Source organism: Jiangella muralis (assembly GCF_001270745.1).
GTDB classification, from domain to species: domain Bacteria; phylum Actinomycetota; class Actinomycetes; order Jiangellales; family Jiangellaceae; genus Jiangella; species Jiangella muralis.
On the sequence record NZ_KQ434757.1, the window covers coordinates 308,031 to 324,980 of the forward strand.

The window sequence follows — 16,950 nt, forward strand, 5'->3', positions numbered from 1 at the left end:
CCCGATGCGCGCATTCATCGGGGCCGCCACCTCGGCCGGCCAGGGCGGACCAGCGGCCGGCATCACCGTCGCCGACATCGAGAAGGGCGTGGTGACGCCGGTCGGCGAGCCGGCGCTCCGCGGTGTCGGCAACCCCATGTACCTGGCCTTGTCGGACGACGGCCGGGTGCTCTACGCGATCCACGAGGTCGACGACGGCGCGGTCAGCGCGTGGGCGGTCGGCGACGGCACGCCCCGGCCGCTGGGCGAGGCGCGTCCGACCGGTGGCAACGGGCCGTGCCACCTCTCCGTGCACCCGAGCGGACGGTACCTGCTCACCGCCGACTACGGTTCCGGCTCGCTGAGCGTGCACCCGATCGGCGCCGACGGCTCTCTCGGCGTCGCCACGCACGTCGTCCAGCACGAGGGCAGCGGACCCGACCCGCAGCGGCAGGACGGCCCGCACGCGCACATGATCGTCACCGACACCGAGCGCGGCCACGTCCTGGCCGCCGACCTCGGCACCGACACCGTCTACCGGTACTCCCTCGACGACGCGACCGGCCGGCTGTCGCTGGTGGACGAGATCGCGGTCGCGCCCGGCTCCGGGCCCCGTCATCTCGTCATCCGCGGCCGGTACGCGTACGTCGTCACCGAGCTGGCCTCGACGGTCACGGTCGTCGACCTGACGACGGCCGAGGTGGTCGCCGACGTCGCGACGCATGTCGACGACGGCCGCGGCCCGAGCTACCCGTCGGCCATCCGGCTCGGCGCCGACGGCCGGTTCCTGTACGTGGCCAACCGGTTCGTCGACGACATCGCCGTGCTGTCCGTCGACGGGCCGGACGTCGCGCTGGTCGCGACCGTGCCGTGCGGCGGCGGCCATACGCGCGACCTCGAGCTGGGCCCGTCCGGCGAGTACCTGTACGCCGCCAACCAGTTCACCGACCAGGTGGTGTCGTTCCGCATCGACCGGCAGACCGGACTGCCGGAGCCCACGGCGCACGTGCTCGACACGCCGAGCCCGGCCAGCATCCTGTTCGGCTGACCGGGACTCGGACGGCTGGTCGCTCGGGTTCGTGACGACCTGCAGCCCGGTGAGGACCATGACCATGGCGCTGTTGATGCTGTTCTGGCAACACAAATGGCGCCATGATCATGGTCCTCGCGGCGGACGAGGTGCGTCCGCGCCGGGCGAGGAAACCTTCCGGCGCGTCCTTTTGCACGATCCCCACCTCACTGTGTGAGATCGCTGCGCCGGGTGGGGTGGATCACTGTCGCCCTGGCAACAGCGACGCCACCCGACAAGCACAGTGATCTCACCCAGTGGCGCGCCGCACCGCGACGCCAGCTACGACCGCGAGCGCTGCCGCCGGGCCCGCCGGACGCCCGGAAGGGTGGCCGGCCGGCCGGGCGCGGTGTCGTGCGTGGCGGCCGGGCGGTGCGCCCCGCCGGGAGCGAGCCGGCGACGGCCGCGGCGACCGGCCCCGGCCGGCTCGGGCACGTGCGCCTCGACCGCGGCCGGCGGCGGGGTCTCGCCGGTGATCGGCGGGTCGGGCTCGAGGCCGGAGATCTGCTTCGGCCTCGCGACCAGGAACATCGCGCCGACGGCGAGCACCGACATCGCGAACATGACGGCCGCCATGGGCACCGCCGAGCCGGTGCCGAACGCCCCCACCAGCGGCGCGCTGACCGCGCCGACGGCGAAGTTCATGGCGCCCAGCAGTGCGGCCGCCGTCCCCGCCGAGCGGCTGTGCCCGGCCAGCGCCAGCACCGGGATGTTCGGCATGGTGAAGCCGACCGTGGTGAGGATGACGAACAGCGGCACCGCGATGCCGTAGATGCCCAGCAGCCCGGTGGCCGCGAACAGCACCATCAGCGCGGCCGCCACCGAGGCGGCGACCAGTGCGCCGACCAGGATCCACTGCGGCCGCACCCGGCGCACCAGCCTCGCGTTGAGCTGCGTCGCGGCGATGAGACCGAGCGAGTTGACGCCGAACAGGATGCCGTAGGCCTGCTCGGACAGCCCGAACACGTCCTGGAAGACGAACGACGAACCGGCGATGTAGCCGAACAGCGCGGCCATCATCAGCCCGCCGGTCAGCATGAGACCGACGAACGTGCGCTCGCGCAGGATCGAGCCGTACGTGCGCAGGGTGTCGGCGACCCCGCCGGAGCGGCGGCGGTCCTCGGGCAGCGTCTCCTGCAACCCGAACACGACGACGGCGACCAGCCCGAGTCCGAGGGCGGCCAGCACCCAGAAGACGCCGCGCCAGTCGGTGAACTGCAGCACCTGGCCGCCCAGCGTCGGCGCCAGCACCGGTGCGACGCCGGTGACCAGCATCAGCCGCGACAGCAGCCGGATGGCGGGCATACCGGTGTAGAGGTCGCGGACCACGGCCATGGACACGACGGCGCCGGCCGCGGCGGCCATGCCCTGCAGGACCCGGAACACCCCGAGCATCTCGATGGTGGGCGCGACGGCGCACAGCAGCGACGCCACGACGTGCACTAGCGTGGCGGCGATCAGCGGACGGCGGCGGCCGACGGCATCGGACCACGGGCCGAGGATGAGCTGGCCGACGGCGAAGCCCAGCAGCGTTCCGGTGAGGGTCAGCTGGACCTGGGCCTCGGTGGCGCCGAGGTCGCCCGCGATGTCGGGAAACGCGGGCAGGTAGAGATCGATGGTCAGCGGTCCGAGTGCGGTGAGCGCGCCGAGCACGAGGATCCGGCGGATCATCGTGCTGCGGGACAGGCCGGTGACGCCGTCGGCGTCCGGCACGGCGCGGGTGCGCGCGGGCAAGGGCGGCCTCTTCCAGAGGTAGTACGTGAGGGGGAGCAAGAACGGCGCGCGACTGCTGCGGCGCGAGACACCGACATGCTCAACTGTGCCAGAGGCGCCTGACATTCCGACAGGGAGTTTCGTGTGACGCGGAGTACAGCCCGCGTCAGCGCAGCAGCGGCGCGACCGCCTTCCAGCCCGGGTCGGGCCGGCTCTGCACCGCGGCGGTGCCGTGCGTCCACTGCGTCAGCACCGCGCCGACCGGCGCGGGATCGACCTCGAGGCCGTCGACGTAAAGGTGCACGATGATCTTTCCCTCGCCGGTGACGCGGCCGACGTGGACGACCTGCGGGCCCTCGCCGCCCAGTTCCGCGATGGCCTGCTGGACCAGCCGCTCGGCGTCGTCCATCAGCGCCTCGTCCGGCGGCATGCCGTCGGCGCCGGGCGCGTAGTCGAGCACGAGCGCGACGTGGGTGTCGGCCAGCGGCCGCTCGACGCGGTCCAGCGGACGGCGCACCAGTGCGACGATCGGGCCCTTGCGCCCACTGCCGCGCAGCAGCGCCCAGACGTCGTCGGACGGGCGCAGCTGGTCGACCACGGTCCCCAGCATCGACACCGGGATGGCGTCGAGCGGTGGGTCGGCGGCGACCTCGACCTCGCCGATCCAGCGCTCCGCCTCGTCCTCGCCGAGCGCGGCATCGAGGCCGTGGAAGGCGACCGAGAGCCGGTGCTCCTTGTCCAGCAGCGGGAACAGCGGGTGGTGGATGACGACGTCCAGCCGGCTGCGCTGCGGGTCGACGCGGGTGCCGGCAACCAGCTCGCGCAGCGAGATGTCGTAGTCGTCGACCTTCATGACGACGGAGTCGAACAGGGCGGGGTCGGCCCGGCGCACCGGCGCGAACTCGACCTCGGGGTCGTCGGGGGCGGCCAGCATCCAGCGCTCGGCCAGCCCGCGCAGCTCGGCCTTGCCGCCGCTTGACACCACCAGCATGAACCGCTTCGCCGCGCTCGGTGAGACCTCCCAGTTCAGCGACGGGTCGATGGCGGCCACCGGCGGGCGGAGCAGCTCGATGAGGTCGTCGGAGCGCTTCTCCTCGAACGCCGCGAGGACGTCATCGCGGTGCTCGGTCCACCACGCCCAGAACTGGGTGATCGCGGGCCGGGGGTCATCGGTCACCCTGGTCTTGCGGCGGAAGATCGCCATGTGGAGCTCGTCTCTTACGGCGGCGGCTGATCGCTTCGACGATCAAGGGTCGAGAGGAGCATCATAAGAGTGCGGGATCGACCCGGTGTCCTCCGAAGGAGGTGGGGGTCATGACCATGCCGACTCCCGACATCGAACAACACCCCGACGTCGCCGTCATGAGGCACAGGTACGACCAGATCGCCGAGACTCCCGTCGCGCAGTACGCCGACGGCCTCACCTTCCTGGCCGGCCTCTATCTGGCGATGTCGTCATGGGTGATCGGCTTCACCGACCACTCCGCGCTCACCATGTCCAACCTGTTCACCGGCATCGCGGTCGCGCTGCTGGCGGCCGGGTTCGTGGCCGCCTACGGCCACTTCCACGGCATGGCCTGGGTCGCGCCCGTCTTCGGCGTCTGGGCCATCGTGGCGCCCTGGGCCGTCGACGGCGCCACCCCGGATAACACGGCCATCGTGAGCAACATCATCACCGGCGCCGTCATCGTGTTGTGCGCCCTCGCCATGATGTCCGGCGGCATGCGCCGGACGCGCAGGTAACCGACCCGACCTCGGGCGGCGGCGCTCCTTCCCCGATCCCGTGCGCCGCCGTCCGGGCCTCGTCCACGATGATGGCCCCATGGAGTTCGCCGACGTCGTCGCCCGTCGCCGCATGGTCCGCAACTACACCGACGAGCCGGTCGACCCCGCCGTCGTCGACCGTGTCCTCACCCACGCGCTGCACGCGCCGAGCGCCGGGTTCAGCCAGGGCTGGGCGTTCCTCCGCCTCGACTCCCCCGCCGACGTCGCCCGGTTCTGGGACGCGGCCACACCGCCCGGTGGCGGCTCCGACGGGTGGTCCGCCGGCCTGCGCCGGGCGCCCGTGCTGATCGTGCCGCTGTCGTCGAAGGCGGCCTACCTCGACCGGTACGCGGAGCCGGACAAGGGCTGGACCGATCGGGACGAGTCCCGCTGGACGGCGCCGTACTGGGACATCGACGCCGGCATGGCCAGTCTGCTCATGCTCCTGACCGTCGTCGACGAGGGCCTGGGCGCCTGCTTCTTCGGGATTCCGGCGGACCGGGTGACGGCGTTCCGCTCGGCCTTCGGCGTCCCGGACGACTACAAGCCGATCGGCGTCGTCAGCATCGGCCACCGCGCGCCCGACCGCCGCTCGCCGTCGCTGAAGCGCGGCCGCCGCGACCTGGACGCCGTCGTGCATCGAGGCCGCTGGTCGGCCTGACTGTCAGACGCCGCCGAAGCGGCGCTCCAGCAGGGCGTTGAGCAGCGCGGCCGCGGTGCCGGCGTCGTCGACGGTGACGAGGGTGCGTATGCCGTCGGTCCGCTCGACCAGCAGCGCCTCGCCGCCGCGCAGCACGTAGCCGCGGGCGCCCTTGAGCGGCCCGACGGCGGAGACGCGGTAGCCCCAGCCGCCGAAGTCGCGGGCCGGGCGGACGGTGACGGTGCTGGCCCGCGCGATGCGATCCAGCGACGTGTGCATGCGCGGCCGCCCGAACCGGCCGCGGACCGTGAGCCCGCGTTCGTCGACCGTCACCGTGATGGAGAACATCGCCGCCGCGAGGACGGCCAGCGCCACGCCGATGCCGAGCACCCACCACTGCCGGCCGATGACGCCGACGACCGCGGTGACACCGATGCCGGCGACGAGCACGACGGCGGGCAGGCCGCCGGTGGCGGCGGACCGGGTCCAGACGACCCGCTCACCGGCGCCGACGGCCAGGTGCGGCGCCTCTGTGGCACCGGGCGGCAGCGGCCCGAGCGGCCGGGCGGGCGGCGTCCAGCGTGGCGTCAGCAGCACCGCCAGCACCGCGACGACGACACCGGCGGCCAGCGCCAGCGGGATGGCCTCGCCGGGCAGTTCGACGGTGGCGGCGTCGGCCGTGCCGCGCTGCGGCTCGGTCAGCAGCACGACCAGCGCCGTGACGAACGCCGTCGTGCCGGCCGTGGTGGCGGCGACGATCCGGGTGATGGTGGTGTCGGCGCGGACCGCGAGCACCAGCACCAGCCCGATGACGGCGAACGCGGCGGCGAACCCCACGACCAGCCAGGCCACGGTGGACACCGAGCTGAAGCCGTCGGCCGTCCCGTCGACACCCCAGTGGCTGGCGACCCGCGCCGGCAGCTCGTCGCGCCAGCCCAGCACGAGCGCGGCGCCCACGGCACCGATCGCGATCGGCAGGCCGGCCGCGGCCAGCAGCGCCCGCGCCAGCACGCCGCGGCCCGGGCCACCCGTCGTCTGCTCCGTCATGAGTACTCCTTCCGGATCATTGCGGTGAGCTCGTCGGCGCTCAACCCCAGCCGGCGCGCCTCGGCGATGGCACCGGCGACCGCCGCACTCAGCCGTGCCAGGCCGCTCGCGCCGGCCTCGGTGACCACCGCGCCACGGCCGCGGCGCAGCTCGACGAGCCCTTCGTCGCGCAGCAGCTGGTAGCCGTGCAGGACCGTGTGGACGTTCAGCCCGAGCGACTCGGCCAGGTCGCGCGCGCTGGGCAGGCGTTCCCCCGCCGCCAGCTCGCCGCGCGCGATGGCGCCGCGGACCGCTCCGGCCAGTTGGGCGAAGAGCGGATCGGCGGACGCCGGGTCGAGTCGGATGAGCACCCTTCGATTGTATTGTTCTAGCTCTAATAGAACAAGTTGCCGGCGCTGGGGGTGCGATAGCGTCTGCCCATGACGGAGATCCCCGCGCCGCCCGTGGCGAAGCAGGTCCCTGCCGAGCGGACCGTCCATGGCGACGCCGTCGTCGACGAGTACGCGTGGCTGAAGGACCGCGACGACGCCGACACCGTCGCGTACCTCGAGGCCGAGAACGTCCACACGGAGGCGGCCACGGCGCACACGAAGGCGCTGCAGGACGAGATCTTCGACGAGATCAAGAGCCGCACGCTCGAGACCGACCTCTCCGTGCCGGCGCGGCACCACGGCTGGTGGTACTACACCCGAACGCTCGAGGGCAGCCAGTACCCCATCCACTGCCGCTCGCACACCGAGCCGGCGCTGCCCGCCGACCCCGCCGAGCCGATCGTCTCGCCCGCCGACGAGCAGGTGCTGCTCGATCAGAACGAGCTGGCCGGCGACTCCCCCTACTTCGCGCTCGGCGCGTTCGACGTCAGCCCCGACGGCCGGCTGCTGGCCTACTCCACCGACTTCGACGGCGGCGAGAAGTACACGCTGCGGTTCAAGGACCTCGAGACCGGCGCCACGCTGGCCGACGAGGTGCCCGGCACCTACTACGGGTCGGCGTGGGCGGCCGACGGCAGCGCGCTGTTCTACACCACCGTCGACGACGCCATGCGGCCGTACCGCGTGTGGCGGCACCTGCTGGGCACCGAAGCCGCGGCCGACGTCATCGTGCACGAGGAGACCGACGAGCGGTTCTTCGCCGGCGTCGGGCTGACCCGCAGCGAGCGGTACGTCGTCATCGAGCTGGGCAGCCAGATCACCAGCGAGACGTGGGTGCTGGCGGCCGACGACCCACGCGGCGAGTTCCGCGTCGTCCAGCCGCGCGAACAGGGCGTCGAGTACTCGCTGGACCACACCGGCGACTCCTTCTTCATCGTGCACAACAAGGACGCCGTCGACTTCGAGTTGGTCGTCGCCCCGGCCGGCGCGCCCGGACGGGAGAACTGGCGGCCGGTACTGCCGCACGCCCCCGGCGTCCGCGTCACCGGCGTCGACGCCTTCGCCGGCCACCTCGTCGTGTCGATGCGCCGCGAGGGCCGCACCGAGCTGCACGTCATGCCCCTGACCGACGGCGTGCCCGGTCCCGGGCGCGACATCGGGTTCGACGAGCCGGTGCGCACCGTCCGGCCGGGCGGCAACCCCGAGTTCGACACCACGGTGTTCCGGCTCGGCTACGCCTCGCTCACCACGCCCAGCTCCGTCTACGACTACGACGTCGCCGGCGGCGAGCTGACGCTGCGCAAGCGGCAGCCGGTCCTCGGCGGCGTCGACCTGTCCGCGTACGAGTCGGTCCGCGAGTGGGCCACCGCCGACGACGGCACCCGCATCCCGATCTCGCTGGTCAAGCGGCGCGACACCCCGCGCGACGGCAGCGCCCCGTGCGTCCTGTACGGCTACGGCGCCTACGAGGCGTCGATGGACCCGTGGTTCTCGATCGCCCGGCTGTCGCTGCTGGACCGCGGCTACGTGTTCGCCATCGCGCACGTGCGCGGCGGCGGCGAGCTGGGGCGGCGCTGGTACGAGGACGGCAAGCTGCTGCACAAGCGCAACACGTTCACCGACTTCATCGCCTGCGGCGACCACCTGGTGTCGGCCGGCTGGACGTCGCGCGACCGGCTGGCCGGACGCGGCGGCAGCGCCGGCGGCCTGCTCATCGGCGCCGTCGCCAACCTGTCTGCCGGCACCTTCGCCACGCTGGTCGGCGAGGTGCCGTTCGTCGACGCGCTCAACACCATCCTCGACCCCACGATGCCGCTGACGGTCGTCGAGTGGGAGGAGTGGGGCAACCCGGTCGACTCCGCCGAGGTGTACGCGTACATGAAGTCGTACTCGCCCTACGAGAACGTCGCGGCGCGGGCGTACCCCGCCATCCTGGCGACGGCCGGCCTGAACGATCCGCGGGTCGGGTATCACGAGCCGGCCAAGTGGGTGGCCCGGCTGCGCGCGACCGCCACCGGTGACCGTCCACTGCTGCTCAAGACCGAGATGGGCGCCGGCCACGGCGGGCCGTCCGGCCGCTACGACGCCTGGCGCGACGAAGCGTTCACGCTGGCGTTCATCATCGACACCACGAACCCCGCCAACCTCGCATAGTTCATCTTCCGGGCGTTCGCGACCTGGGCGAACGCCGCGCATACGCGCGTCCCGATCGGGTAAGCCGCCAGTCAACGGCGAGATACCTGGGAGGGACCATGAAGGGCAAGCTGATCCTCCTGGCCGGCGCCGCGGTCGGGTACGTCCTCGGCACTCGGGCCGGGCGGCAGCGCTACGAGCAGATGAAGGGCCGCGCCGACGCGCTGTGGCACGACCCGAAGGTGCAGCAGAAGGTCACGGACGCGGAGGAGGCCGTGCGGGCGCGGGCGCCAGAGCTCCAGGAGAAGCTCACCGACGCCGCGTCACGCGCCTCCGACAAGGTGCGCTCGACGGTGCGTCGCGACGACGACGGCGACGACGACGACGACGGCATCCCGGAGGTGAGCGCCCATGGCCGCAACGGGCACTACCCGCAGCCAGGATGACCACTCCGTCGCGGAGCTGGTCCGGGAGTTCTCGACGCAGACGTCGCACCTGATCCGCGACGAGCTGCGGCTGGCCCAGGCGGAGATGTCGGACAAGGCGAAACACGCCGGGATCGGCCTCGGCCTGTTCGGCGGCGCCGGGCTGCTGGCCTTCTTCGGGGTCGGCGCCCTGGTGACGGCGGCCATCGCCGCGCTCTCGCTGACCAGGCTGGACGTGTGGGCCGCGGCGCTGATCGTGGCCGCCGTCCTGTTCCTGCTGGCCGGCGTGGCCGCACTGGTCGGACGCGGCGAGACCAAGCAGGCCTCGCCCACCCCGGACCGCACCGTCCAGAACGTCAAACGCGACGTCGAGGAGCTCAAGGAGGGCAGGCACCGATGAGCACCACATCCACGCGCACGAACGTCCCTGCGACCGGTGAACCGCCGAAGGACGCGACACCGGAGGACATCGAGAAGCACATCGAACGGACCCGCGCCGACCTCGGCCGCACTGTCGAGGCGCTGCAGCACAAGCTGGACGTGCGCAGCCAGGCGCGCGAGCGGCTGAGCGCCGTCCGCGACCGGGCCGGCGCCATGGCCGCGAGCGTCAAGGCACTGGCCATGCGCCCCGTCACGATGATCGTCGCCGGGGCCACCGTCGTCGTCGGTGGTGTGGCCGGCGTGGTCGCCTGGAAGCGCCGTCACTAGGAGCACCCATGGCGACGCACATCCACGGACGCGAGTCCTCGGTGCCGGGTCAGCCGCGGTCCGACGGCGCGGCGGCGGACCAGGCGGTGCCGGACGGGCCGACGCAGCTCACCCGGCCGTCCTGGACCTATGTCGCCCGCCGCTCGGTGCGTGAGTTCCTCCGCGACGAGTGCCCGGACCTGGCGGCGGCGCTGACCTACTACGCGGTGCTGTCGCTGTTCCCGGCGCTGGTGGCGCTGGCGTCGTTGCCGGCCCTCATCGGGCAGGACAGCCAGCGGACGACCGACCAGCTCGTCGGCATCGTGCAGGACATCGCGCCGTCGCTGGTGACGTCGGACCTGGAACGACCCATCAATCAACTCACCAATGTCCCGGGCGCCGGCACAGCGCTGGTCATCGGTCTGCTGGTCGCGCTGTGGTCGGCGTCCGGCTATGTCGGCGCCTTCGGCCGCGCCATGAACCGCATCTACGACGTCGACGAGGGACGGCCGTTCTGGAAGCTGCGGCCGCAGCAGCTGGCGCTCACGCTGCTGACCATGCTGCTGGTGCTGGCGGCCGCCGTGCTGCTGGTGGTCAGCGGCCCGGTGGCACGGGCGATCGGCGACGCGATCGGGGTCGGCGACACCGCCGTGACCGTATGGAACGTCGCCAAGTGGCCGGCCCTCGTGCTGATCGTCGTCGTGATCGTGGCGATGCTGTATTGGGGCACCCCGAACGTGCGCCGGCCGCGGTTCCGCTGGGTCAGTGCCGGCGCCTTCATCGCGATCGTCGTGTGGGCGCTCGGCTCGGCCGCGTTCGGGCTCTACGTCGCGAACTTCAGCAGCTACAACCGCACGTACGGGTCGCTGGCCGGCGTGGTCGTCTTTCTGCTGTGGCTGTGGCTGACGAACCTGGCGCTGCTGTTCGGCGCCGAGTTCGACGCCGAGACCGAACGGGCCCGCGAGCTGCTGGCGGGGGTGCCCGCCGAGGAGGCGATCCAGCTGCCTCCTCGCGACACGCGCAAGATCGAGAAGGACGCCGCGAAGCGGGCGACCCTGGTGCGCCGCGGCCTGCGGCTGCGACAGTCCGGCGGCGACAACACGTCGCTGCCGGAGGAACGCACCTGACGGCGACACGGTCCGGGCGGGCGGCGCATCGGGGCAGACAGACGCCGTCTCCCAGGTCATCGAGGCCGCCATGACCGCGCCGCCGTCACGACCGCGCTCGAACCTCAGCGGGACCAGCTGGGCCGGCGGTCAGATCGCGCGGACCCGGCTGGCGCCTGCGCGGGCTTCGAGCCGGCGGGCGAGGCGGTCGAGCAGGCGGGCGGCCAGTTCGAGGCGACGGGTGCGGCGGGCCCGGCGGGCCCGGCGAGCCATCGCGGTGGTGGCCGCGTCGTGCTGCAGTTCGACGGCGCGAACCCGGTGCAGGGTGTCGGCGTAGGGCTCGAACGTCATGGCGGTCTCCTTTCAGGTCGTGCGGTGCAGCCGGATCGACCCGCTGACGGTGGTGATGGAGAGCAGCAGGGCACGGTCGGTCTCGGCGGGCGCGTCGGTGTGGTCGAGGTCGGAGTGGATGGACCCGGAGATGGACGACACGTCGAGATTGGCGGCGGTGCCGGTGACGATGCCGACGGTGACGTTGCCGCTGGCGCTGCGCGCCCGTAGGTCGCCCTCGACGGCGCGGTGGGCGGTGATGTCGCCGGACGCGGTCTTGAGCTCGACGTGGCCGTCGACCGCGGCGAGCCGGATGTCGCCGGAGGCGGCGGAGACGCGGCCGCTGCTGAGCAGCTGCTCGACGTCGATGGAGCCGGAGCCGGATTCCAGCTCGACGGTGCCGCCGGCGGTGCCGAACCGGATGGACCCGGAACCGGTGCGGACCTGGGCGCCGGCGGTCTCGGTGACGTAGACGTCGCCGCTGCCGGTGCTGAGCTGGAGATCGTCGCAGGTGTCGACGGCGATGTCGCCGGAGCCGCACTTGGCGGCGACGTCGGCGAACCGGCCGTCGAGGCGGAGGTCGCCGGAGCCGGCCTGGGCGTCGACGCGGCTGCCGGTAGGCACGGTGACAGTGATGTCGACCGACGTGGAGCGGCCGAGCAACGACGTGGTGCGCGGGACCTCGATGCGCAGCGCGCCGGGCCGGTGCTCGACCAGCGTGCGCTGGGCGAGGTCGTCGCCGTCGCGGCCGGCCGGCCGCAGCTCGACCAGGATCTCCGTGGTGTCGTCGGCCGCGGTGACGACGAGATCGCCGGAGCGCTGATCGACGGTCAGGCCGATGGGGCCGTCGGCGGGGAAGCGGTGGGTGACGATGTCGGACACGGGAGTCTCCTGAGTTGGCGGGCGGACGTCAGCGCACCCAGCCGGACAGGTTCCGGCCGATGGTGACGCGGGTGGACGAGCGCTGCGGCTCGAAGGTCTGCAGCACGGCACGGATGAGCCAGGCGTTGACGGACATGCCGTCGGCGGCCGCCGCCTCTTCGACCCGGACCTTGAGCGTCTCGGGCAGCCGGAGCGACACCCGCGAGGTGCCTTCGTCCTCCGGCGGCAGTGGCGGTGCCGGAGGGGTGGGCGGCTGTGGCGGGTGCGGCGGGTGGCGGACCGTCTCGGTGGCGACCATCTCGGGATCGCCACCACGCAACCGGACCTCCACCGCGATGCCGTCGAGCTGGGTGGTGACCTCCGCCGCCGCGTCGCCCAGCGCCTCGAGCAGCGTGAGCCGCAGCGACGGCTCGACGGCGTACGACAGCCGCTCGGCGGCACCACGGACGTCGTCGGAGGCGGCCTGCCCGGCCGCGGCCAACGAGCCGCGCAACGCTTCGACGTATTGAGTGAGGTCCATGACGCCATGGTGGCGTCATCGTGGCGTCATGTCAAGCGCCACGGTGACGCCGCACTGACGGCACGACGCCCCGGGTGACGCCATCGTGGCGTCACCCGGGGCGTCGGGAGCGGTCAGGCGTTCCGCTGCACCGCAGCGAGCAGCAGCTGGGCGACGTCGAGGACCTCGACGCCCTCGCCGCGGCCATCGGCCTGGGCCTCGGTGAGGCCGTCGGAGAGCATGACCCGGCAGAACGGGCAGCCGACGGCGATGGCCTCGGCGCCGGTGTCGAGCGCCTCGGTGGTGCGGGCGCTGTTGATGCGGGTGCCGATGCGCTCCTCCATCCACATGCGGGCCCCGCCGGCGCCGCAGCAGAACGAGTTCTGCTGGTTGCGCGGCATCTCCCGCAGCTCGACGCCGGGCAGCGCACCGACCAGCTCGCGCGGCGGCGTGTAGACCTGGTTGTGCCGGCCCAGGAAGCAGGGGTCGTGGTAGGTGACCGGCCGCCCCGCGATCTGGGCGTCACCGGCGGGCGCGACGGGGGTCAGCTTGCCCTCGCGGACCAGCCGATTCAGCAGCTGGGTGTGGTGCACGACCTCCAGCTCCAGCCCGAGCTGGGCGTACTCGTTCTTGATCGTGTTGAAGCAGTGCGCGCACGACGACACCACCCGCACCGCCTTCGACTCGCGCAGCACATCGATGTTCTGCGCGGCCAGTTGCTGGTACAGGAACTCGTTCCCCGACCGCCGGGCCGGGTCGCCGGTGCAGGTCTCGCCGTCGCCGAGCACGGCGAACGAGACCCCGGCGGTGTGCAGCAGCTCCGCGACCGCCTGCGTGGTCTTCTTCGCCCGGTCCTCGAACGCGCCCGCGCAACCGACCCAGAACAACCACTCCACCTGCGACAGGTCGTCGACCTCGACGCCGACCCGCGGCACGTCGAACGACAGCCCCGACGCCCAGTCCATGCGCTTGGACGCGTTCACGCCCCACGGGTTGCCGGCCTTCTCCAGGTTCTTGAACAGCCCGTTCAGCTCCGACGGGAACTCGGACTCGATCAGCGACTGGTAGCGGCGCAGGTCCAGGATGTGATCGACGTGCTCGATGTCGACCGGGCACTGCTCCACACACGCACCGCACATGGTGCACGACCACAGCACGTCCGGGTCGATGACACCGCCCGCGTCCACCGGCCCGACGAGCGGCCGCTCCGCCTCCGCCCGCGCGGACTCGTCGCCCGTCAGCAGGTACGGCGCCTTCGCGTACGCGTGATCGCGCAGCGCCGTGACGAACAGCTTCGGCGACAACGGCTTGTCGGTATTCCACGCCGGGCACTGCGACTGGCACCGCCCGCACTCCGTGCAGGTGGAGAAGTCGAGCAACCCCTTCCAGGAGAAGTCCTCGACCTTCCCGACCCCCAGCGACGCGTCCTCGTCGAGGTCGTCGAGTGCCTCGAAGTCGACCGGCTCGCCCTTGACCGTCAGCGGCTTCGCGGCACCCAGCGCGGGCCCGCCCTCGGGGTCGCGCTTGAACCAGATGTTGAAGAACGCCAGTCCGCGATGCCAGCCCACCCCCATCGTCAGGTTCCATGCCAGCACGATGAAGAACACCCACGACACGGTGATCTTCAGCGCTGCCACCAGATGGACGGTGAGCTCGACGTCCGACGTGGCCACCGAATCGAACCAGGACCCGATGAACGCCGTCAGCGGGAAGTGCAGCACGTCGCCGAAGAGGCGGTACTCCAGCCCGCGCAGCACCAGGATGCTCGCCGCGATGGTCGCGATGGTGAACTCGACGTAGTACGCCTGACAGAACGTCGACCCGAAGAACCGCGACCCCCGGCCCAGCCGCCGCGGATGCGACCGCTGCCGTACCACCGTCAGCACGCCGATGCCCAGCAGCGTGGCCCACGCGATGGCCTCGGTCGCCCACTCGAACGGGATCCAGTGCCCGATCAGCGGCAGCGCGTACCACGCGTCGAACAGCTGCCCGTACGCCGTGACCAGCGTGAAGAACAACGCGAAGAACCCGACCATGACGAACCAGTGCGCCGCCGCCACCACCGGCCGCTTCGCCATCTTCGTGTGGCCGAGGAACTCGCGCACCAGCGTGCGAGTGCGGGCGGACGGGTTCAGCTTGCGGCCCGGCGCGGGCCCGCCCAGCCGGATGACCCGCACCATCCGCTTGATCGCGTCGGTGAGCACCACCAACGACAACGTCGTCACGCCCAGCGCGACGACTACCGCGACGTACTGCATGGCGCTCGGCCTCCTTGCCGGTGGAACGGGTCTCGCGATTGATATTACTCGCGAGTAACCACTAGGCGCCGTCGACCCGCGTCCGGTGGAAGTTGAGGTGCGACCGGCTGGGGGTCGGGCCGCGCTGCCCCTGGTAGCGCGAGCCGTGCCGCGCGGCCCCGTACGGCTCCTCGGCCGGCGACGTCAGCTGGAAGAAGCACAGCTGGCCGATCTTCATGCCCGGCCACAGCTTGATCGGCAGCGTCGCGACGTTGGACAGCTCCAGCGTGACATGGCCGGTGAACCCGGGGTCGATGAACCCGGCGGTCGAATGCGTCAGCAGCCCCAGCCGGCCCAGGCTGGACTTGCCCTCGAGCCGGGCCGCGACGTCGTCGCCGAGCGTCACCGTCTCGTACGTCGACGCCAGCGCGAACTCGCCGGGGTGCAGGACGAACGGGTCGCCACCGTCGGGCTCGACCATGCGGGTGAGGTCGGGCTGCTCCTCGGCCGGGTCGATGTGGGGGTACCGGTGGTTCTCGAACACGCGGAAGTAGCGGTCGAGCCGGACGTCGATGCTCGACGGTTGCACCATCTCCGGGTCGAACGGGTCGAGCGCGACCCGCTTCGACTCGACGGCGGAGCGGATGTCCCGGTCGGAGAGCAGCATGTGTGGACACTACCGACCCGGCCTGGGTCGCAACCACGCGACCGCCCAGACGCGGCGACGTCCGCACACCCCCGAACGACCCCGCACCCGCGTTGATCTTGGAGCAATTGAGCAATCGCGGGGTGATATGTCCGATGGATACCCCGACAACTCCAAGATCAACGCTGCTGGACGGGGCGGACGGGCGCGGGCGCGGGCGGGGCGCGGGTCAGCTGTCCGGGGCGTGACGGCGGTAGGCCAGCGGCGCGCGCCAGCCGTGGCGGACGGCGAGGGCGCGCAGGGCGAACGTCACGACGCTGGCCGCGACCCCCGTCCACACCGACAGTGCGTCCAGCCGCCACAGCACGGCGGTCGCCGCGGCGCCGACCATCGCGGGCAGCGCGTAGATGTCGTCGTAGCGGAACAGCGACGGCACCTCACGCGCCACGACGTCGCGCAGCAGGCCGCCGCCGACCGCGGACGTCACGCCGAGCAGCGCCGCCGACACCGCCGGCACGCCCTCGGCCAGCGCCTTCGCCGTCCCGGTGACGCAGAACAGGCCGAGCCCGGCCGCGTCGAACAACAGCAGGGTGCGCCGGAACCGCGAGACGTGCGGGTAGTACAGGTAGACGACGCCGACGGCGAGCACGATCGGGGCCAGGTACACCGGGTGTTCCAGCGCCGCCGGCCGGACCCCGATGATGACGTCCCGGACCACCCCGCCGCCGAGGCCCGTCATCCCGGCCAGCAGCGCGCTGGCGACGACGTCGAACCCCTTCCGCGCCGCCAGCAGCGCGCCGGTGACCGCGAAGAAGAACACTCCGACGAGGTCGAGCGCGATCTGGGTCCGCTCCGCGAAGATCTCCACCGGGCCAGCATCGCGCAGCCCGGCCGGTCACGCGTCAGGACGCGACGTCATCCTCGCTGGTGTCGCCGGTCAGCGTGTACGGGCTGCCCGGCCGAGGCTCGTGCCAGTACCAGTACTCGGCGTCCCAGCGCACCCCGCCGAGGTCGCGGCCGGCGCGCAGGACGTCGTCGTGCTCGGGCGCCAGCATCGCGACCCACAGCTTCGCCGGTTCGAACAGCCGCACCCGCCAGTGGGTGCCCTCACCGAACCGGGAGAGGTCGGCCGGCGCGATGATGTCACCGAGCCGGGCGACGACGGCGTCGTGACGCCCCGCCGGGCGGAGCGTCACGAAGACCGCCAGGTACCCAGGGTCGTCGCCGCCACTCACCAACTCGTGGTGCAGCACCGTCGCGTCGTACACCCGCGGGTCCAGGAGGCACGGAGCCTCCGCTCGGCCGCGCCCGAACAACGCCCGGAAAACGCGCATCGCTCCTCCTCACCGACGCGACAAGCCTAGCGCTGCTAGGTTTCCCAAACTCTGAGGTTGATCTTGAGTTTCAGGCGGCCGTTCCCAG

Annotated in this window: 20 protein-coding genes; 9 read left to right on the plus strand and 11 right to left on the minus strand. The window is 72.2% G+C overall.

The features are described from left to right. The first annotated feature begins 4 nt into the window (after positions 1–4). Both ACW62_RS14905 and ACW62_RS34055 read left to right on the plus strand, forming a co-directional pair. Positions 5–1,027 carry a lactonase family protein gene (locus tag ACW62_RS14905; RefSeq protein ID WP_053204880.1) on the plus strand — a complete coding sequence of 341 codons (1,023 nt, stop codon included), beginning with the start codon at positions 5–7 and terminating at the stop codon, positions 1,025–1,027. 58 nt (positions 1,028–1,085) lie between these two features. Beyond that, the gene (locus tag ACW62_RS34055) at positions 1,086–1,226 is read left to right on the plus strand and encodes a hypothetical protein (RefSeq protein ID WP_157574759.1); all 141 of its coding nucleotides are present in this window, start codon (positions 1,086–1,088) and stop codon (positions 1,224–1,226) included. Between the two features lie 104 nt (positions 1,227–1,330). On the opposite strand, the gene ACW62_RS14910 is transcribed toward ACW62_RS34055, so the two are convergent. Both ACW62_RS14910 and ACW62_RS14915 read right to left on the minus strand, forming a co-directional pair. Next, complete coding sequence (locus tag ACW62_RS14910) at positions 1,331–2,782, minus strand: multidrug effflux MFS transporter (protein WP_205629363.1); 1,452 nt, start codon at positions 2,780–2,782, stop codon at positions 1,331–1,333. 145 nt (positions 2,783–2,927) lie between these two features. Then, positions 2,928–3,965 (minus strand): hypothetical protein, encoded by a 1,038-nt coding sequence (locus tag ACW62_RS14915; RefSeq protein ID WP_053204881.1) that lies wholly within the window; start codon positions 3,963–3,965, stop codon positions 2,928–2,930. A gap of 110 nt (positions 3,966–4,075) precedes the next feature. On the opposite strand from ACW62_RS14915, the gene ACW62_RS14920 reads away from it, so the two are divergent. Both ACW62_RS14920 and ACW62_RS14925 read left to right on the plus strand, forming a co-directional pair. Further along, positions 4,076–4,504, plus strand: a complete 429-nt coding sequence (locus ACW62_RS14920; RefSeq protein WP_053204882.1) for an SPW repeat protein — start codon at positions 4,076–4,078, stop codon at positions 4,502–4,504. A gap of 79 nt (positions 4,505–4,583) precedes the next feature. Next, positions 4,584–5,186, plus strand: coding sequence for a nitroreductase family protein (locus ACW62_RS14925; RefSeq protein ID WP_053204883.1), 603 nt, complete (start codon positions 4,584–4,586; stop codon positions 5,184–5,186). A 3-nt stretch (positions 5,187–5,189) separates the two neighbouring features. Here the strand turns inward: ACW62_RS14925 and ACW62_RS14930 are convergent, their stop codons facing one another. Both ACW62_RS14930 and ACW62_RS14935 read right to left on the minus strand, forming a co-directional pair. Beyond that, positions 5,190–6,212, minus strand: coding sequence for a DUF1648 domain-containing protein (locus ACW62_RS14930; protein ID WP_053204884.1), 1,023 nt, complete (start codon positions 6,210–6,212; stop codon positions 5,190–5,192). Then, entirely contained in the window at positions 6,209–6,562 is a 354-nt protein-coding gene (locus ACW62_RS14935; RefSeq protein ID WP_053204885.1) for a GntR family transcriptional regulator, read from the minus strand. The genes ACW62_RS14930 and ACW62_RS14935 overlap by 4 nt, the downstream gene beginning before the upstream one ends. A 69-nt stretch (positions 6,563–6,631) precedes the next feature. Between ACW62_RS14935 and ACW62_RS14940 the strand changes: the two genes are divergently transcribed. The 5 genes from ACW62_RS14940 (at position 6,632) to ACW62_RS14960 (ending at position 10,955) form a co-directional block, all read left to right on the plus strand. Next, entirely contained in the window at positions 6,632–8,737 is a 2,106-nt protein-coding gene (locus ACW62_RS14940; RefSeq protein ID WP_053204886.1) for a S9 family peptidase, read from the plus strand. A gap of 98 nt (positions 8,738–8,835) precedes the next feature. After that, positions 8,836–9,162, plus strand: coding sequence for a YtxH domain-containing protein (locus ACW62_RS14945; RefSeq protein WP_053204887.1), 327 nt, complete (start codon positions 8,836–8,838; stop codon positions 9,160–9,162). Continuing rightward, positions 9,128–9,541 (plus strand): phage holin family protein, encoded by a 414-nt coding sequence (locus tag ACW62_RS14950; RefSeq protein WP_053204888.1) that lies wholly within the window; start codon positions 9,128–9,130, stop codon positions 9,539–9,541. The genes ACW62_RS14945 and ACW62_RS14950 overlap by 35 nt, the downstream gene beginning before the upstream one ends. Then, a complete protein-coding gene (locus ACW62_RS14955) occupies positions 9,538–9,849 on the plus strand; it encodes a DUF3618 domain-containing protein (protein WP_053204889.1) in 312 nt (103 codons plus the stop codon). Before ACW62_RS14950 ends, ACW62_RS14955 begins: the two co-directional genes overlap by 4 nt. Positions 9,850–9,857: 8 nt before the next feature. Next, positions 9,858–10,955 carry a YihY/virulence factor BrkB family protein gene (locus ACW62_RS14960; RefSeq protein WP_205629364.1) on the plus strand — a complete coding sequence of 366 codons (1,098 nt, stop codon included), beginning with the start codon at positions 9,858–9,860 and terminating at the stop codon, positions 10,953–10,955. Positions 10,956–11,084: 129 nt separating this feature from the next. On the opposite strand, the gene ACW62_RS14965 is transcribed toward ACW62_RS14960, so the two are convergent. The 7 genes from ACW62_RS14965 to ACW62_RS14995 all read right to left on the minus strand — a co-directional run bounded on the left by ACW62_RS14965 (position 11,085) and on the right by ACW62_RS14995 (position 16,862). Beyond that, positions 11,085–11,285: a hypothetical protein gene (locus ACW62_RS14965; protein ID WP_053204890.1), complete on the minus strand. Its 201-nt coding sequence runs from the start codon at positions 11,283–11,285 to the stop codon at positions 11,085–11,087. A 12-nt stretch (positions 11,286–11,297) separates the two neighbouring features. Beyond that, entirely contained in the window at positions 11,298–12,146 is an 849-nt protein-coding gene (locus ACW62_RS14970; protein WP_053204891.1) for a DUF4097 family beta strand repeat-containing protein, read from the minus strand. A 28-nt stretch (positions 12,147–12,174) separates the two neighbouring features. Continuing rightward, positions 12,175–12,666, minus strand: a complete 492-nt coding sequence (locus ACW62_RS14975; RefSeq protein WP_053204892.1) for a hypothetical protein — start codon at positions 12,664–12,666, stop codon at positions 12,175–12,177. Between the two features lie 113 nt (positions 12,667–12,779). After that, a complete protein-coding gene (locus ACW62_RS14980; protein ID WP_053204893.1) occupies positions 12,780–14,903 on the minus strand; it encodes a (Fe-S)-binding protein in 2,124 nt (707 codons plus the stop codon). 61 nt (positions 14,904–14,964) lie between these two features. Further along, entirely contained in the window at positions 14,965–15,549 is a 585-nt protein-coding gene (dcd, locus tag ACW62_RS14985; RefSeq protein WP_053204894.1) for a dCTP deaminase, read from the minus strand. 208 nt (positions 15,550–15,757) lie between these two features. Then, positions 15,758–16,396 carry a trimeric intracellular cation channel family protein gene (locus ACW62_RS14990; RefSeq protein ID WP_157574760.1) on the minus strand — a complete coding sequence of 213 codons (639 nt, stop codon included), beginning with the start codon at positions 16,394–16,396 and terminating at the stop codon, positions 15,758–15,760. Positions 16,397–16,430: 34 nt separating this feature from the next. Next, on the minus strand, positions 16,431–16,862 hold the full coding sequence (locus tag ACW62_RS14995) for a hypothetical protein (protein WP_157574761.1): 432 nt from the start codon (positions 16,860–16,862) through the stop codon (positions 16,431–16,433). Positions 16,863–16,950 lie beyond the last annotated feature (88 nt).